The following is an 18,690-nucleotide window of genomic DNA, read 5'->3' as shown; positions in this document are numbered from 1 at the left end:
TCTTATCTGTTCTATCACGACATAAAATTCATTATAACCTTGTCTTAAGTTTTGCTAGGCTAGAATAAAGCATAGCCTTTGTATTAGCCTTGCTCTAGTTCAGGCTTATAACCTTGAGTGCTAGGGGTATCTTTGGATACTGCTAAATCAAAGGCTGGATTATCTTTTAAACTTCCCCTTTCAAAATACATACTTTTAAATCCTAATTCATTTTGCTTCCTGCGGATAGATTCCACGATAACATAGTGTCCATTGATTTGTTTTCCGCTTACGATTACATCTTGCCCCAAATCATCTTTGCTAAATACTTGCATATCCGCTTCATCTGCGTATTGTGTCCATTTTGATAAATGTTCTTTTGTGAGTGGTGGTTGTTTTCTTGCTTTAGATATTTCACCATTTTCTCCGTGCCTATTTAATGCGTGTATCATCTCTGCCTTATCTATGGTTCTACGGACATTTTGTGGGTATTTAAAGCCTAATTTTTGAGCTTGTTCTTGTGGCAGTATATCAACTGCTACTTTTTTGCTTCCACCTTTTGCACTTAAGATATATTCTACCACTTCAGGCGTGAAATTTTCCTTGCCTATGACTACCATATCACGCCCTTTTTGTGGGCTAGTCTCTAGTATTTTTATAACTTCTTGTGTATCCACTTTTTTGCCTTGTTGCATTTTTGGCATTATATCTTTTTTTAAATATATTCTCTCCATTACCGCCCTTGCTTTAGGATTCTTGGCTAGTCTTTCTATGCTTTTACTACTCATTGCTCCCCCTAAAAAGCCCATTGCAAATTTTACAGGGTCAAAGCCTGTTATGTTTCCGTCCTCGTCCGTTTCAAGCCCATTTAGCGTTCCGCCTACTAAACCCGCTCCTAAGTGAGGGTTAGATTGTAAAATGTTAGGACTTTGTGCGTTAAAGTAGCTATGCCTTGCACTCTCATCGCTTGGCTTTTCTTTTGTGATTTTACCAGCACTATCCGTCCAACTGTCTTTGTTGTCAATGCTTTTGATTTGCTTATTATCAAAGACTACAATATATTTTCGTGGATCATCTTTGCTACCGATTATGCTATCATATCCTGCGGCTTGTAATTTTTGCCTAATTTTTTTGCCCCATTTCAATTCTTTAACATTTAACGCATACATATAGTTATCAAGTCCATCAGGCATTAACATTGCTCTTAATTCTACAATATCCTCTTTTTCCCAAGTATCATAATTTTTCAAATAGCCTTGTCTATCGTAAATTTCATTCATTAAATCATCGCCAATTATCCTTTTTATATCGTTCTTACTTACGCTTTCATCTAACAAATTAAAAGGTTTTTTGGTATTTATAAACACTTCATAAATTTTGCCTTTACCTAAATTATCATACTCACTTGCCATTCCATAGTTGTTAGCAAACCAAAAACCCCAGCCGTTGTTGCTTTTTGACATATCAAAAATTTCAAATTCATTTCCGCTTCCGTGATAAAAAACTTTCGGCGTGCCGTCCTCATTTTTAGTGATCGGACTGCTGTCTTTATGCCATTCTAATAAGTCTTTCGCTTTTTTCTCATCATAATGAAACTTTTGCATTGTAGATTCTATGGTTTGTTGTGGTATAATGTTGGTAGCAAGGTTTTCTAAAGGTTCTTTAGAAGTAAAAGTGTCGTGGTAGGAAGTCTCGGCACTTTCCTTGTATTTATTATTTTTATAGCTTGTGATAATCCACTTATTTTCGCCAACATTATCCCAACCTTTAGAGATACCAATTCTATATTCTTCTCCATTTTTACGCAATATAATACTATCTACACCATTTTGAGTAATAACCTTACCCTTGTCTATAATCTCACTCATAGCATTTATAAGCCCAGCTTCGCCCTTACCGAATGCTTCAAAATCCCCTGCGTTTAAATGCTTTTCTATAATCTTAGCAAGTCCCCAGCCTTTAGCTTCTTTGCCTTTGCCTGTTACTTCTCCCCATACCAAATCAATCTCCCCTAAGCCCTCTTTATAAAACGCATTTTCTATATGTCCTGCTTGTGTGTAAAGTAGAAAATCTACTGCATCTTTACCTTTAAAAAAGTCCCTTGCCATTTCATCGCCATACATATCCCTTAAGTCTTTAATCGCCTTTTGATCGTTAAAGAGTATGCCAAAAGGATTACCATTTTTCTTGTATTCTTTATCTACTCTCTTAAATATATCTCTAGCAAGGGTTCTATAATCCTCCTCTAGCCCATAATGTTTATCGATAAATTCTTGTGCGTAAGCCATATTTACATTTTTGCTATTAGTTAAACCTCTTAATATACCCATAACATCGTCTAAGCCCTGTTTATCTGCGTTGCGAGGCATATTTTTAAAGACTTCATAAAGCTTTTCATCACTTATAAATAAGCCGTTTTGATAATAATTTGCAAGTCTTAAATTTGCGTGAAAATCGTAAAATTCATTATTTGTCAAGTCCCTTTTAGCTAAATACATATTATCCGCATTTCTAGGACTTATGAGCCTTAATATCCCATTTAACTCTAAAATATCGCCGTCCTTATCAGGCTTAGTTCTTATCACTCCGCCTTTAAAATCTACAAGCTCATTTTTGTGATTAATTACAACATCATTATTCTCATCAAGGTAATATTTAAATCCTTGCTCGGTTTGTATTTCATATTTTACATTTTGCGGTTTTTGAAAGTTTTGTAACTGTATTTGCCTTATATTTTTCCTTAAAATTGCTTCAAAACTCCCTTTTGCATCTGCTCCTAAGCTTAAATTTTCAAATAACGCATAACCATCGCTTCTATACTGCTTCACACTATCTAAATATAGTTTCCGTGCTAAAAAATCATAAGCCTCTCGGCTGGACTTTTCATAAATCTCTAGTAATTCTTTATTATCTAACTTTACATTTATATCCTTATCTTGCATATCTTTTAAGATATTTATAGTGTTAGCATTTTGTGGTATAGTGTCGCTAGAGTTTAAAGGCAGAGTCTCGCCTTTTGTTAAAGAAGCAGAGTTGCTACCTTGCTTCTCACTCTGTAATTTAGAGTTATCAAATGCAGTAACTACCCATTTATTCTCGCCGATTTTTACACCATTTTCATTCCACCCTATATTTAAGCCTACTTTATAATCGCCTAGAGTGATATTGTAGCCGTTATGTGTTTTTACCACTTCCCCATTTTGTATAATCTCATCTAGCTCTTTTGCTATATCCTTAAAATCGCCCTCGTGCTTAGCGATGATATGCTCTAGTCCAAAGCCTTTATTTCCCCATACCAAATCAATCTCCCCTGTGCCTGTGGATTTTGCTAAATCATCTCTATAAAACGCTCCTGCGACTTGTCCTTGCTTTTCTGCAAGTAGTTTTTTCACAGCACCTTGTCCGTCCCTGTAAAACTCCGCGTAATTTGTGCCAAATTCACTCAAAGGCTTTATTTCAAGGGCTTGTTCTATGCTTTGTCTTGGGCTATTTATTTTAAAGTCTTGGATTTTTGCGATACTTAAGTCTTGGATTTTGACACCTTTTTCTTTGGCTATCATTTCAGGTATAGCTTCATCTCTCAAAACCCCCTTATAAAAGAAGTCTTTTAAGTTTTGTTCGCTTATGTATTCAAGGTAGTTATCTTTTGCTAGCATTGGCTTCAAAAAAGGATATATTCTATCCTTTCTCTTGCTAAATTCCCTCTCAAAGTCTTCGTCTAAGGTTTTAGGCAACTTTTTATCAAGCAGTATTTTCATAAACTCATCATCGCTTAAATCTTCTAAATCATAAGCTTTGTATTGTATTTTGTGTAAGGTTTCGCTGACTTTGCTTGGGTGAAAGCTATATATATGAGTGTCTTTTATGTAGCTAAAATTATCTATGAGTAAATCCAAATCCTGCAAAGCCCTTTGCTTCTGTTTTGGGCTTATGCGTCCTACTTGCTCTGCTTGCTCTATGCCTTCAGTTAAGATTTGCTTGTATTTAGCTAAGTCATTAGGGCTTTGCTGCTCTAGAAACTGCCATTTCCTATCTAGTTTTTTATTAAGCTCAAACATAAAGTCGCTAAAATTTTCTAAAGTTGTTATTTTGTCTTTGTTTGTGCCTTTGGCGGTAAAAAACTCATAGATTTGCTTGGCTTGTTTGGCTCGCAAGGCTTTTTTGGCTTGCGCGCTTGGGCTTAGTTTGGTTTGGGCTAAGCTTTGAGAGGTAGAATTATCTACTTTTTGCGGGGTAGATTCTATATGTTCTTGTAGCTCCTTATTTTTGTCTATTAACTCTTTTGTCTCTTTTACACTTTTGCCACTTGCCTTTGCTTGTTTGATTATTTCTTGTGTTGTTTGTGGTATAATGTTGTTGTCAAGTTTGATATTAGACTTAGCTATATCATCGTAAGGGTTATGAGCGTTAATCTGATTAGCCGCTTGGCTGTTATAAATCTCTTTTCCCCCTGCTGATATTTTATTGTTTAGTCCATTTTCTGCTTTTGGTGCGTTACTTCTAATAATCCATTCACCATTATCATTTCTTGCTACACTTGTGAAGTATTTTTCTTCTCCAAAATTTCTAGCAAAAATCAATGCCCCATCGTTTTGTAGAATAATTCTTTGTGGCTGTTCTAGTGTGGGTTTAATCCTATCTAAATATTTTAATCTATTCTCTTTTATAAGCTTTACTAAGCTTCCAGCATATAGCTTAATATCTTCGCCTTGCAAGATAGAATCTAAAGCTTGTTTTACTTCAGGAGTAAAGTTAGGGATATAAGCTTCATCAAGGTTTTTTAGATTAAAAGTTTCTAACCATTGCTGTTGCACTTCTTTTGTAACCGTGTGTTCTTTACCTTTTGTAAAGTCAAAAATAATATCGCTAGAATCCACTCCCTTGTGATATTGAGCCTTAGCCGAAATATCTAAGCTAGATTCTACTTTTTGCGGGGTAGATTCTTTATGTTCTTGTAGCTCCTTATTCTTTTGTATTAACTCTTTTGTCTCTTTTACACTTTTGCCACTTGCCTTTGCTTGTTTGATTATTTCTTGTGTTGTTTGTGGTATAGTGCTTTTAGATTCTAGCTCTTTGCTTATTTCTGCTTTTGTGGTAGGATTAGGTTTAGGATTTATGCCACTACTATGGTTAGCGGGGTATTCAATCTGCAAGTCAGAGGGCTTAGTAGTAGTTCCGCCCGATTCTAACATATCAGACACGCCAGCAACTTCCTCGCCCTTAAATCCTTTATCATATAAAACTTTTGATTGCTTTATCTTATTTTCGATATTAGATAATTCTCGCCTTACATGACTACTAAATATCCATTCACCATCATAATTTTTAGCTACACTCATAAAGTAACGATTTTTATCAGAATCTACAAATTCTTTTATAAACAAAATTCCCCTGCCATCATCTAATACTTTATTAGGTGTTTCTAAGACTTCCTTAATCTTTGGTATAATATCTAGCCTATCTTTATTTATAAGCTTAACAAGACTACCAAATCTAAGCTCAATATCCTTGCCATTTAATACAGAATCTAAAGCTTGTTTTACTTCAGGAGTAAAGTTAGGGATATAAGCTTCATCAAGGTTTTTTAGATTAAAAGTTTCTAACCATTGCTGTTGCACTTCTTTTGTAACCGTGTGTTCTTTACCTTTTGTAAAGTCAAAAATAATATCACTAGATTCCACTCCCTTGTGATATTGAGCCTTAGCCGAAATATCTAAGCTAGATTCTACTTTGGATACACTGCTTTGTGGATTAGCTGCTATACTTTGCTTTGGCTTTGACTTGTAATTATCCTCAAGCTCTTTTAGCTTTGGAAGTAGTGATATAAGCTCGCTTTGCTCTTTGCTTTTTTGTCCTTGAGAGATAAGTAGAGCTAAAAAATCCTCCATATCCGCATCGCTTAAAGATTTGCCATTGCTATCAAAAAGGCTTGGAGAGAGCATTTCTTGCAGATCAGATTTGGCATTTTTGAGGAAGTCAAAAAGCGCGGTGCTTGGATTTTCTTGACGCAGGAATTTTGAAAGCCCTGCGCCTAAGATTTGGGATTTGAGATCATCAAAAAAGCTAGGATTTAGTGCCATTGAAGTATCTTTGCCTTCTTTTGTGAGATCATCAAAGTTTTTGATTCTTGCGATTATGTCGTTATAATCATCAGCCCTGCTAAGTGATTTTTTACTTGTAGAGATAATTGCACCTAAAAGATAGTTGTTGAGATTGATATTTTTGAGTGTAGGGTCTTTTGCGATATTATAAAATCCTCCGACATTATCTACAAACATATTCACTAATATGCTTTTGTCCTGTGCGCTACCTTTTATGCTATCGAGTGCTTCGATGATGTTTGAGTGGCTGTTTGATTTGCTTAGGTGTGTCAGCAGTGCTAGGGCTGTTTCATCACGATTGAGCCCTGCGTTTTCTGGGCTTAGTGTTTTGGCGATGATGTTTTTGGCTTCTTCTGGGCTTTTCGCATCGATAAACTCTGGCAATTTCACAAAATCATCTTTATACTTTGCTACAAGAGCTAAGCTTTTCTCGCCGATTGAGCTTTCTCTGCCGACATTGCTTTGATAGGCAAGGGCTTTTGCGCGGTCGAGGTCTTGATTATCATCAAGTCTTCGCACAATCATCTCATCATCTTTGAGTTTTACACCAAATTTTTGCTCTAATTGGCTTTTGAGGCTGTTGTTTGGCTCGCTTAGGATTTCACTTAGGGCTTTGGCTCTGTGATTGCCTACAAGCACTTGCCCATCACTAAGAATCAAAGGCAATCCATTAAACCCGCCCTCTTGATTGAGTAAAAGCTCGGGTCGGAGATTTGATTTGATATTATCGATTACATTTTGCTGGATTGAAGTGCGCCCTTGCGTTTTGAGCTGTGTGCTATACACTAAATCAAATTTTCCGACCTTTATAGCATTTTCTGCGTTTGTATTTATCTCAAAATACCTATCACCGCGCTTTTTGTCTGTGATAGCAAAAACTTGTGCTTTGGTGAAGTAATGCTGTATAAAGCTTATGACTTTTTGATAAAGCAATTTATCTGCAGAACAAGAAGCACTACAAGCAATCAATCATTTACAAATTTATCTCAAAGCTTACTATAACCAAGATACGATTCCAAACAAAGATAAACAAAGCAATAAACAAAAACAAGCTTATAAAGAGCAAAAGAAAGAGACGAAGTGGGGTATTATCATAGGCAATCCAAATGAATCCCAACCTGTAAAAGATAATGTAGCATTTCAGATACTTAAAAACAAAGATGACTATGAACTTAAAGGAGAAGAAATAATATTAAATCTAAAACAAGAATGGCTCAATCAAACAATAAGGATTTATGCCTATATAGAGAATCCCAATCATAAGGTGGGCAATACGCTACATATCTATGCACCTATTGAATACAAAGAGGAGGGGCTTGTTGATGTAAGTGGCGAAATGTTTGCTCTTTTAGTGGGAACAAGAATAAAAAATGTGTACTATTTTACCTATAATGCAATTAATAAGATTGCAAATATTGGGAGAGATAAGTTAGAAAAAATTGATGGAATACCAATACAGACGCTTTCTCGCCAAGAAGCAAGAGAGTGGTATAATAAAAAATTAAAAAGACTAGGAAATCCATACCAAGAGATAAGGGATTTAATACAACGAGCCGAAAAAATATGTGAATTAAGAAATATTACTAAACAGCAGACAAGAGAACTTATGGAAGACAGAATTATGGCTTGGATATTAAAGTATAATCCACGCACAAAAATAAAACCTTTTAAATACTATGTAAAACAACAAAAAAAGAGAGGTTATAAGGGTAATAAGATTTACGAAAATATCATTAATAGCTTCAATAAAACGAATCGAAAAGTGAATGATAAATATCTTAGAAAATAAGGAGACAATATGGAATTTAATGATGTTCCCACACCACGAGAAGCACGAGAAACAATAGACCCTCATCACTTGATTTGGTATGACAAAGAATATAACGAAGATGAGACAGGCAAAATGCGTTGGGAGTTTGAGTTATGGAATTTTGGCTATGAAGATGCCTTTGAATATTGCAAGGATATATGGTTGGCATTTGGCTATAATATTGTTTTAATAGATTATATAGATTGTATAGAAACTATGATTTGGCATTTTAGCATTAATGATATGCGTTGCACTTGGTTTTTTAATGACTTTCCTGCTTATCATTATATTATTCCATTTAAAGAAACTGAAGAAAATCTTAATAAACTTGAAGGCTATATCAAAATTATCATTGATGAGCTGAATAAACTTGCTATTGAAAAAAGGATTGAGCCTTATTGATAAGTAAAATTGCCTGTTAAAAAGTAGATTCCAAAGCCATAGCAAATTATGAAAAAAAATTTAGAGATTCTATAAAAGAATATGGAGCAAAGTTATAGAAGCCATACATTCTACACTCAACTTTTATACACACGATTTAATCAAACCTTTGGATTTCTCTGGGATTGCTTTACACTATCCAAAGTTAGAACTTATTTCTCAATATGAGGAGAGTGATTTAGACTTCATCACAAGATTAGCCCATAATAATGGCATATACTTTTGTGATGTGAGAGGGAGTATATGCTTTTATGATAGCGCACAAAGACACTCTAGTAGAGAACTTACTTTTAATCCTAATGTGAATAACACTTTAAATGAACCTTGTATCTCTAGTGTCTCTAAACTTCAATCTTTAAGAGCTCATACTTTTAGCCAAAGTAGCCAGAATGCTCTCAATCCTTTTTCATTAGAAAGTTTAAGTCTAAAGAGTGATTCCTTATTACAAGAAGGAGAGCAGAATAATTTCACACACTCTTTACATATAAATGAGCATCACTATAGCAATGAATCCTCCTTTACTCAAAGCAGTGATTTAAAAACTCCCATTACTTTAAAAGAAAAAAGATTAAGAGTGATTGAACAAAGTCTCAATGCACAGAGTAATATCTATGATTTAGCTTTAAATGAAAGTATTACTTTAAACTTCTCCTCAAGTTTAAAAGAAAACAAAGAGAGTTTAAGAGATTTTATAATTATAGGAATGGAGCAAGAACTTATTAATGAATCTTTATTAGAGAATAACTTTAATTCTAATGATAATGCCATTAAAAAAGAGAATGCAAAACATTTAAAAGAAAGTGTTACTTCTTTAATGAATACAGAGCAGATAAACAAAGGGAATGAAAGCTTTAATCCCCTCACTCAAAATACTTCTAATGCTTTAGAATCTCTTTCTTCTCCTTCTTCTTTAGGTAAATCTCACTCTTATAGTAATACCCTCACCCTTTTACCTATTACCTTTAGCTATACTCCCTCTTTAAAGAGTAAGCCTAAAGCTCCTAGTAGCACTTTAGGAGTTGTTATTGGAGAGAGTGAGGATATAGATGGAGAAAGAAATACTATTCATACAGATAACTTTGGTAGAGTAAAGGTCCGAATAAATTGCTTTGCTTCTCAAGAGGTTATAGATAATGCAAGAGTGAAAGAACAAAATAATGTTCAAGGAAAAAATATAGAGAATAACCATTCACAAGGCACTCTTCAAAACATTAATGGAAATACTAACACTCATACACAAACAACCAATGATACTTTAAGCAATACAACACAGACAGAGGAGAATATACACTCACAAGAAAATCATACAACAAACAATGATGTGGATAGTAACAATTCACAAATGAAAGCCTACTCTTATCATTACTCTCCTTATCTTAGAGTAAGCTCTCCTATTGCAAGTATAAGTTCAGGTTTGTATCATACTCCAAGAGTGGGAGATGAAGTGATTGTAAGTTTCTTTGATGAGGATATAGATAAGCCTTATATCAGTGCTAGTCTGTATAACCAAAGTAATCCTGCCTTGCCTCCTTTGCCTTTAAATGCTCATCAAACAAGTTTAAGTGCAAGAACTCTTAATAATACAAAAGAGACAGAGGATACAAACTCTTCTATAGTAGAATCTGGATTAAATGAAATCACGCTCTCTAATATAAAAGAGAAAGAACAAATCTATCTTCAAGCACAAAGAGATTATGAAGAACTCATTAAACATAACTTCACTCAAAAGATACAGAATAATAAAGATTCCATAGTAGAGGGAGCATATAATGAAAGGATTAAAAAGATTCATACGCAAACCATAGATTTAGCAAAGATTGTAAGTATTGGAGGAGAATATAATACAAATGTGGCTTTATCTAAAGATACCATTGTAGGATTAAGTCATACTTTAAATGTAGGAGCAAGTAATAAACTTAGAGTAGCTAAGGATAGTAGTGAGTATGTAGGAGAGGATAAGGAGGTGGAGATAGGGGGAAGTGTAAAAGAAGAGATAAAGGGAGATAAACACGAAGAGATTAAAGGAGAAGTGCAAACACATATAGAAAAATCTTTGATGCAAAATGTAGAGGGAGATATGGATATAAATACCACACAAAACTATACTCTCGTAAGCAATGAAAAAACGATATTAAAATCTTCTAAAGCAATGAGTTTAACAACAAATGAAAATTTAAGTCTTGAGGCTGATTCTTCAAATTCAGAGATTCAAACCAATTATAGTGTTAATGCTGGTAACACTATAATTCACCAAGTAGGAGACACTTCTATTACTGCTAAGGGAGATTGTGTTATTATTAAAGCTGGTGGAGTAGAAGTAGTCATAGATTCTAAAGGACTTATAGTTAAAGGTGGGGAGGTGAAGGCGGAGTGAGGGGAAGATGCTAAGAGCAACTTTGACCCATTGCTTCTGCAAGGATTGCCATATAAGAAGGGAGGGGTAGATTATAGGACTCTATTTGCTCCAAATAATAATATTAAACTTTATGATTCTAAAGATACATATAATCGTATTCCTTTCGCAGAAGTTATAATGTGTAATATTGATTGTCAAGAGTTTTTACAAAATACTTCAATACCAATAAAGCAAGATGATTTTAATATTACTACTCAAGAAAATACAAAATCTCCAATAAGCATTACTACTTCACAAAGCAATAGTATCCAACCCTTTACCTATGAAGATTCTAACATTACAGCTAAAGAGATTATCAATAAGGATAATACTTCAACTTTGGTCATAGAATCTAATACAAATTTGCTAGAATATCAAGGTAATACCACTGATACACTAATGAGTGGAATAAGTGGAGTGTTTGGGGCAATGGCAACATTAGCAGAGAAATTAGATTCACATATCAAAAATAATGTTAGAAAGTTTGGAGTGAAAGGACGAATTGCTTATTGGATATTTCAAGCAGAGGGTGCTTCAGTAAGTTTAACTTATAATTATGGCAATAATGGTAAGGATTTATTAAAAGTGGAGATAGTTTAATGAGCAAAAATCTAAAAAGCAATATAGAATCTAAGAAGTTAGCTTCTAAAAGAGAATCTATTACAAACACAGAATCTAAAGAAATCAACGACACTAAAAACCAAGAGAATATAAAGTTAGATTCTAAGGGCGATGAGATTGTGTATGAGGTAAAATCCAAATATTATTTTTTCAATACATTTACTCATATAATAATTCTTGCATTATGTGTAATTCTTTTGTGTATAGGGGTATTTACAGATATTTTTACAACATTGCTAGTTAAAATTTTATGGAGTATATTTTTTGGATTTACTATTTATCAGATTTATAATATTTTATTTGGAATGGTGCGCTTTTATGTTACAAACAGCGGTATAGGTTTTGAGCGCAGAAAGCTATTTGGAATCCAAAAAAAATTTTTTAAATTTGGAGAAGTAGAAGTAAGCATAGGGGAATATCAAGTTTTTGTTTTATATAATCACAACGAAATGTTTATTGCTCCATTTAACGCAAAAGGTTGGTATAGGCGAAAAAATATTTATCGCTTACATTTTCTAAATTTTTACTTAAAGAATGATAGGAAAATTTATGAAATATGGGATTTTATAAGGACAAAGAGTAAAATAGCATTAGAATCTAAAGGTATTGATACTCAATTTATAAGCTTTAACACGCTTTTTATTTGTTTTGTTGAGGAATAACCAATGAATCACGATAGCAATGAATCCAACACAGCAGGTATTAAAATAGGCTTACCTAACTCTAGTAATAAAGGATTTGATGTTAAGGCTGGCATGATAGATTCTAACCCCAATGCTCCCTATAATCCAAATAATAATCTTAAACTTTATGATTCTAAAGATACATATAATCGTATTCCTTTTGCAGAAGTTATAATGTGCAATATTGATTGTGAAGAGTTTTTAAAAAATGCCACAACATTAAACAAACAAAACAATATAGAATCTACGACCAACACAGAATCTGCACACCAAAATAATACAAACCAACCCTTTACCTATGAAGATTCTAACATTACAGCTAAAGAAATTATCAATAAGGATAATACTTCAACTTTAGTCATAGAATCTAATACAAATTTGCTAGAATATCAAGGTAACATAGCAGATACTCTAATGAGTGGATTAAGTGGAGTGTTTGCTTCAATGGCAACATTAGCAGAGAAATATGGGGTAGATAAATCACTCAAAGAATCAACTAAAGGACTTGGAACTAAAGGCAGAATCTTGGCTAGTGTATTATTTCAAACAGAGGGTGCTTCAGTAAGTTTAACTTATAATTATGGCAATAATGGTAAGGATTTATTAAAAGCTGGGGTAACTCTTGGAGCAGAAATAGCTGGGACATATATTGCAACAAAGATAGGTTTATCCTTAATGGCTTCATCAATGGGGCTAAGTATAGCAGCTTTACCTGTCTTGCCCGCTGTTGCTATCTCTGCCCTTGCCGCAGTAGGCATTGGATTATTTCTTAATACTCAAGTAGGCAAATGGGTAACTGATTCAATTGCCGAACATCTCATACAACCTCTTATTGATAATCTAAAACCCAAACTCCAATCTTTCTTTTCTATGTTTGATTCTAATCCTTTAGAATATGAATTAGTGCCAAATCCTACTTTATCCTCCAAAGACTACCAATCCCTTATAGAACTTCTCTTAAACAAAAACTCTAATGCCCTTGATATAGATACACTTCTCCATACTTTTCCAAACTATCTTGCTTATCCTACCCACTCTTATTCCACTAAAGATTCCACAAACTCTTCTCTTTCTCTCTCTACTCCAAAAGATGCTCTCCCTATACACATCAAAGCCCAATGCTTTAATCATAAAAAAGAAGCTTTAAGTAATAGAGAGATTTATGTGTATTCTCCAAACTTTTATTCTTTTGTAGATAGGGCTAAAAGTGATGAAAATGGCTTTATAGAATTTCATAATGCTTATGTCAGCTCTAAGATGACTAATTCAGATTTGTATTTTGTATTAAATAGGTATGGTTTAGATGAAGAACAAAAAGACTTTCATATCAAAATCTCTCCTTCTAAAACTATCCAACCAAAGGATAAACAAGTAGGAGAACTTTTAGAGCAAAGATTAAGCTTTGAGAAAAACATTCCTAAAGCTATCACTCTCAATGACAATATAAAGCCCAATATTAAAGTTAATGCCATAGAGTATATACCACAAGAATACAATCACAATTCTTTTAATTCACCTTTAGAACATCATCTTATAGAATCTATCACACTTCAAGCCCATTATGTTCTTAAAGATTCTCACAAGAAAAATATACAAGGTGATGAACAAAGTCTTCTTAAAGAATCTATACAAAGATATAAACATAAAACTAAATGGGGATACATTGTATTTGATAGAGATGAAGAGATAGAGCAAACATTAAAGCAAGTCAATAAGACACAACCTCTGGTTTATTCTAAGAGATTTAAAGAATTAGAAAATATTAAAGGGGAAATAGTCAATATTCCTTTCAAAGAAGAATGGGAGAATAAGCAAATAAGATTCTTTGCTTATTTATGGAGAGCAAATAGAGATGTGGGAATAGATGTGGAAAAAAGAGAATATAGCTATATCATCCAAGTAGTCCATACCAAGCAAGAGGAAAAAGCTTGGTATGAGAATGAAAAGCTATGGGATACCATAGATGCTGTATCATTAGGTGCTGCTTTTATCCCTGTGGGTGGTTGGACTGCTGGTGTGGTAATTAAAGCCGGTGCAGAAGGTGCAAAAGTTGCTATCCGTTGGGCTAGTAAGAAACTCACAACAAGAACTCTAAAACTAAGAAATACGCAAAACAAAATCACAATTCAACAATATGAGTATAAAATAACAAAATATATCACTCGTTCTACCAATAGAGTAGCTAAACCTAAATATCCAAAACAAAGCCTTAGCCAAATGCCACAGCATGTAAGGGCTAGGTATGAGGAAAGAGTAGCGAGTAATTGGAAAAGAAGTAAGGGGGTGCCGGACAAAAAACTTGAGGCGGGTAGAAAATGGAAAAACGATATAGCACAACTACCTACGAGAGACACTAAGGGCAATCCTATCTTTTACAAAGAACACGATATAAGCATAGCAAGTAGTCAAAGTGGTAGAGGTGCAGAACGAATTGTAGTAGGACATAGTCAAGATGGCAATGTGTTGTATGACTATATCTACTATACACCCAATCATTACAATGATTTCATACATTTGATACCAAAATAAAGGAGAATACAATGTATTTAGATGAGGAATCAAAAAACTTTAAATACGATATGGAATATGGAATCTATACCATACAAAGCGAAAGTGAGATACCAAAGGAACTCATAGAGGACAAATATACTTTTTATGTCAAGATAAATGGCAAGGATATAAAAGATTATGAATTTGACTATATGGATATTATGCAAAATGCCTTTTTATTTCACACTAAAGATTGTGTAGGGAATCCCGATGCTTTTAGAGATTGGATGAGTGTTTTAGAATGGCTTACTTATGATGATGGAAATGGTATAGCCTATAAAAATATTATCTTAGTTTTTAAGCATTGGAATGAAGTGGGTAAGGGTTTTTTAAGTAGCGGGAAAAAGGTAAGGGAAAAGATATTGGAGGATTTTATAGAAAGTGGAGACTATGATAACTCTTGTGGAGGAATCTTGAGGCAGCTTGATTTTCAAGGGCGTTTAAAAGTTTTCAATATCTACCTAATCCTATAACAACAAAGCCTTAATCAAATGCCACAGAATGTAAGGGCTAGGTATGAGGAAAGAGTAGCGAATAATTGGAAAAGATTAACAAAATATGCTAAAAAAATAGAACCTAGAAACGATAAAAAATATGGAGAGCAAATAGAGATGTGGGAATAGATGTGCATTATCAAGCGACAATCCCTGATAATGTTATAAGAATAGAAACATTAGATGAGAGTGATGAGTTTATAGAGATTATCTTACCTGAAGAGCAAGAAGAGAATAATACCAATGATATAGAACAAGAAAATGATTGGCTAGATACTGCAAAAGATTTAGCATTAGATTTGGGACTAGCTGTAATCTCAAGAGGTAGATATAAGCCAAAGAATAGAACTAATAAGGTGAATAAAGGAGCAACAAATTTTAATAGGAGTTTGACGAGAGAAGAGGTGTTGGAGGTGGTGGATAAGTTGCCTAATGGCTTAAAGTCCAACGGAGATATTAATGAGAGAGTAAAGCTTGTTAAATCAAAGAAAGAACTAGAGTCTGGAATAGACAAAAGACACGGAAAGCCCATTTATAGAAGACAGCTAGATGATGGAACAAATATTAATTATAGGGTAGATTCTAAAACAGGAGGAGAAACCATAGATATTAACAACAGAAATCCAAAGCTTAATATTAAAATACACATTGATAAGGGGGTATAGCTCTAATGATATACAAAGCCATCAAACAATTTAAGGATAATCTAGATCTATTGCCAGATTATGATTTTATGCAAGGAAAATATCGAAGTGAATTTGAAATATTTTTAACCAATCCAAATTTAACAAAAATAGATATTTTAGACTTCTTTGAATTGAGTGCATTGTGCTACTATTGCGACTCTTATAACTATGGAAACAAGTTTGAGTGTGATGAGATTTTTTGGGAAATTTCAGATACTGACTTAAGGTCATTAAAACCGACTTACATCAGCGAATACATTAACATTATAGGACAATTATTCTTAGCAGGATACATTGACTTTCTTTGCAAGTGGGATAATAGTGATAGAATAGACTACGCCACAAATTTATCTTACTACAAAGAAGATAAATATCAAGCTTGGATATATTTTAGGGATAACTTCTTTTATGAGGAAAGATTTTTAAGAAAATATGATAATACCTATAAAGAAATAGTAGAAACTTCTTGGGATACTCCAGAATTTTGGAGTGAATATAATATTCTAGTAGCCCAAACTCCCAAAGGCACAAAATACTTTAATGAAATCCTAGCCCCTAGATTTTATAACAAATACAAAGACTTAAGTGTTGAAATAGATTCAAAAGGAAATATTATAAAGTGGATAGGAAAGATTAATAGATGAGTGCTTCAAACACATCTCACTCTTATAGTAATACCCTCACCCTTTTACCTATTACCTTTAGCTATACTCCCTCTTTAAAGAGTAAGCCTAAAGCTCCTAGTAGCACTTTAGGAGTTGTTATTGGAGAGAGTGAGGATATAGATGGAGAAAGAAATACTATTCATACAGATAACTTTGGTAGAGTAAAGGTCCGAATAAATTGCTTTGCTTCTCAAGAGGTTATAGATAATGCAAGAGTGAAAGAACAAAATAATGTTCAAGGAAAAAATATAGAGAATAACCATTCACAAGGCACTCTTCAAAACATTAATGGAAATACTAACACTCATACACAAACAACCAATGATACTTTAAGCAATACAACACAGACAGAGGAGAATATACACTCACAAGAAAATCATACAACAAACAATGATGTGGATAGTAACAATTCACAAACGAAAGCCTATTCTTATCATTACTCTCCTTATCTTAGAGTAAGCTCTCCTATTGCAAGTATAAGTTCAGGTTTGTATCATACTCCAAGAGTGGGAGATGAAGTGATTGTAAGTTTCTTTGATGAGGATATAGATAAGCCTTATATCAGTGCTAGTCTGTATAACCAAAGTAATCCTGCCTTGCCTCCTTTGCCTTTAAATGCTCATCAAACAAGTTTAAGTGCAAGAACTCTTAATAATACAAAAGAGACAGAGGATACAAACTCTTCTATAGTAGAATCTGGATTAAATGAAATCACGCTCTCTAATATAAAAGAGAAAGAACAAATCTATCTTCAAGCACAAAGAGATTATGAAGAACTCATTAAACATAACTTCACTCAAAAGATACAGAATAATAAAGATTCCATAGTAGAGGGAGCATATAATGAAAGGATTAAAAAGATTCATACGCAAACCATAGATTTAGCAAAGATTGTAAGTATTGGAGGAGAATATAATACAAATGTGGCTTTATCTAAAGATACCATTGTAGGATTAAGTCATACTTTAAATGTAGGAGCAAGTAATAAACTTAGAGTAGCTAAGGATAGTAGTGAGAGTGTAGGGGAAGATAAAAGGGTAGAGATAGGGGGAAGTGTAAAAGAAGAGATAAAGGGAGATAAACACGAAGAGATTAAAGGAGAAGTGCAAACACATATAGAGGGGAGTTTAACGAAGAATGTAGAAAAAGAAATGTTTATTAATGTTTATGAAAATTACTCTACTAATGTTAAAGAAAACTTATCTACTAATGCAAAATCTATGCAAGATAATATAGAAGAACAATATTCACTTCAAGCAGACAATGCTACATTGGAATTAAAATCTGATTGTGCCATACAAGCTGGTAACACTATAATTCACCAAGTAGGAGATACTTCTATTACTGCTAAGGGAGATTGTGTTACTATTAAAGCTGGTGGAGTAGAAGTAGTCATAGATTCTAAAGGATTAGTCGTTAAAGGTGGGGAGGTAAGGGCGGAGTGAGGGGAAAGAGATTCTTTGGAGGTTTCAAAGAAATAGACAAACTAAGAGAGGAACAAACAAACAATGGTTGAAAATAAAAATATCTATAAAGGTTTAGAGTGTAATTGTAATGAGTTTGAAAAGATTCCTATTAATAGGAGAGATTTAGGAATAGAAGGAGATGTGGCTTGTGGAGCAATAAGGAGCAAAGTGTGAGCGAAGCTAAAGATAAAACTCTCTGGGAGCTAAAAAGGATAAAAAATATCTTTTTTTGTATCAATTTTTTATGGAGTATTCTTTTTAGATTCTGCGTATCGTGTTTCCTTGTTTATATTATTTTTGCATATTTTGATAAATTGAATTTCTTTATATTTTTGCCCATTATTTTGATAATACTTTATTATTTGTTTGGTATCTTCTTGTCTATCAATATCAAAACTATACAAATCACTACAAATAATTTTATACTTCAAAAATATATAGGGTCTGATATGGTTTTACCATTGGGGACTTTTTATATGTGTGAAGAAGATGAAATTATTAAGATTAGTTTTGATACCATTATTGCAATACGACCATTAACAATCCAATCAATTTTGCCAAAATATTTTTTTATTGATTTTAGCAATACAAATATACAAGAAATATATGAAATCATAAAGCCATACATTAAGAATAGTTTAATACAAATGAATGAAAATGATTATAATTGCTTCAAAAATAATTCTAAAGATGGGCTGCCAAATAATTATATAAATTTTTGCGAAATTGATATTTTACGCAAGGAAAAAAACAATGGTTGAAAATAAAAATATCTATAAAGGTTTAGAGTGTAATTGTA

General features: G+C 33.2%; 12 protein-coding genes and 1 pseudogene. 12 read left to right on the top strand and 1 reads right to left on the bottom strand.

All coding sequences use genetic code 11. The annotated features are described in order from the left end of the window. Positions 1–83 precede the first annotated feature (83 nt). The gene (locus DY109_RS04720; RefSeq protein ID WP_115737803.1) at positions 84–7,049 is read right to left on the bottom strand and encodes a portal protein; all 6,966 of its coding nucleotides are present in this window, start codon (positions 7,047–7,049) and stop codon (positions 84–86) included. Between the two features lie 295 nt (positions 7,050–7,344). Between DY109_RS04720 and DY109_RS04715 the strand changes: the two genes are divergently transcribed. The 12 genes and pseudogenes from DY109_RS04715 (at position 7,345) to DY109_RS11120 (ending at position 18,652) form a co-directional block, all read left to right on the top strand. Further along, entirely contained in the window at positions 7,345–7,869 is a 525-nt protein-coding gene (locus DY109_RS04715; protein WP_034550003.1) for a hypothetical protein, read from the top strand. Positions 7,870–7,878: 9 nt separating this feature from the next. Next, the gene (locus DY109_RS04710; RefSeq protein WP_002957695.1) at positions 7,879–8,292 is read left to right on the top strand and encodes a hypothetical protein; all 414 of its coding nucleotides are present in this window, start codon (positions 7,879–7,881) and stop codon (positions 8,290–8,292) included. A gap of 148 nt (positions 8,293–8,440) precedes the next feature. Continuing rightward, a pseudogene (locus DY109_RS12570) lies at positions 8,441–8,917 on the top strand (contractile injection system protein, VgrG/Pvc8 family); the annotation flags it as partial. Between the two features lie 369 nt (positions 8,918–9,286). Beyond that, positions 9,287–10,705, top strand: coding sequence for a bacteriophage T4 gp5 trimerisation domain-containing protein (locus DY109_RS12565; protein ID WP_425323544.1), 1,419 nt, complete (start codon positions 9,287–9,289; stop codon positions 10,703–10,705). A gap of 159 nt (positions 10,706–10,864) precedes the next feature. Beyond that, a complete protein-coding gene (locus DY109_RS04700) occupies positions 10,865–11,326 on the top strand; it encodes a hypothetical protein (RefSeq protein WP_244916645.1) in 462 nt (153 codons plus the stop codon). Beyond that, entirely contained in the window at positions 11,326–12,009 is a 684-nt protein-coding gene (locus DY109_RS04695) for a hypothetical protein (RefSeq protein WP_014667014.1), read from the top strand. Before DY109_RS04700 ends, DY109_RS04695 begins: the two co-directional genes overlap by 1 nt. A gap of 3 nt (positions 12,010–12,012) precedes the next feature. Next, on the top strand, positions 12,013–14,559 hold the full coding sequence (locus tag DY109_RS11975) for a ribonuclease domain-containing protein (RefSeq protein WP_244916651.1): 2,547 nt from the start codon (positions 12,013–12,015) through the stop codon (positions 14,557–14,559). A gap of 11 nt (positions 14,560–14,570) precedes the next feature. Then, complete coding sequence (locus DY109_RS04675; protein WP_002957589.1) at positions 14,571–15,053, top strand: hypothetical protein; 483 nt, start codon at positions 14,571–14,573, stop codon at positions 15,051–15,053. 140 nt (positions 15,054–15,193) lie between these two features. Continuing rightward, the gene (locus DY109_RS04670) at positions 15,194–15,739 is read left to right on the top strand and encodes a hypothetical protein (protein ID WP_023950075.1); all 546 of its coding nucleotides are present in this window, start codon (positions 15,194–15,196) and stop codon (positions 15,737–15,739) included. 5 nt (positions 15,740–15,744) lie between these two features. After that, positions 15,745–16,404, top strand: coding sequence for a hypothetical protein (locus DY109_RS04665; RefSeq protein WP_115737802.1), 660 nt, complete (start codon positions 15,745–15,747; stop codon positions 16,402–16,404). Then, complete coding sequence (locus DY109_RS04660) at positions 16,401–17,870, top strand: bacteriophage T4 gp5 trimerisation domain-containing protein (RefSeq protein ID WP_115737801.1); 1,470 nt, start codon at positions 16,401–16,403, stop codon at positions 17,868–17,870. Before DY109_RS04665 ends, DY109_RS04660 begins: the two co-directional genes overlap by 4 nt. A 470-nt stretch (positions 17,871–18,340) precedes the next feature. Next, the gene (locus DY109_RS11120) at positions 18,341–18,652 is read left to right on the top strand and encodes a hypothetical protein (protein WP_147277927.1); all 312 of its coding nucleotides are present in this window, start codon (positions 18,341–18,343) and stop codon (positions 18,650–18,652) included. Positions 18,653–18,690 lie beyond the last annotated feature (38 nt).

This window comes from Helicobacter fennelliae (genome assembly GCF_900451005.1).
GTDB lineage: Bacteria > Campylobacterota > Campylobacteria > Campylobacterales > Helicobacteraceae > Helicobacter_B > Helicobacter_B fennelliae.
The sequence above is the reverse complement of the archived record's forward strand: the minus strand, read 5'-3'. Positions and strand labels throughout refer to the sequence as shown.

Excerpts from the sequence above, each read along its gene's own strand:
- DY109_RS04710 (WP_002957695.1), top strand. The coding sequence starts at position 7,879 with ATGGAATTTAATGATGTTCCCACACCACGAGAAGCACGAGAAACAATA.
- DY109_RS04700 (WP_244916645.1), top strand. The coding sequence starts at position 10,865 with ATGTGTAATATTGATTGTCAAGAGTTTTTACAAAATACTTCAATACCA.
- DY109_RS04695 (WP_014667014.1), top strand. The coding sequence starts at position 11,326 with ATGAGCAAAAATCTAAAAAGCAATATAGAATCTAAGAAGTTAGCTTCT.
- DY109_RS11975 (WP_244916651.1), top strand. The coding sequence starts at position 12,013 with ATGAATCACGATAGCAATGAATCCAACACAGCAGGTATTAAAATAGGC.
- DY109_RS04675 (WP_002957589.1), top strand. The coding sequence starts at position 14,571 with ATGTATTTAGATGAGGAATCAAAAAACTTTAAATACGATATGGAATAT.
- DY109_RS04665 (WP_115737802.1), top strand. The coding sequence starts at position 15,745 with ATGATATACAAAGCCATCAAACAATTTAAGGATAATCTAGATCTATTG.
- DY109_RS04660 (WP_115737801.1), top strand. The coding sequence starts at position 16,401 with ATGAGTGCTTCAAACACATCTCACTCTTATAGTAATACCCTCACCCTT.
- DY109_RS11120 (WP_147277927.1), top strand. The coding sequence starts at position 18,341 with ATGGTTTTACCATTGGGGACTTTTTATATGTGTGAAGAAGATGAAATT.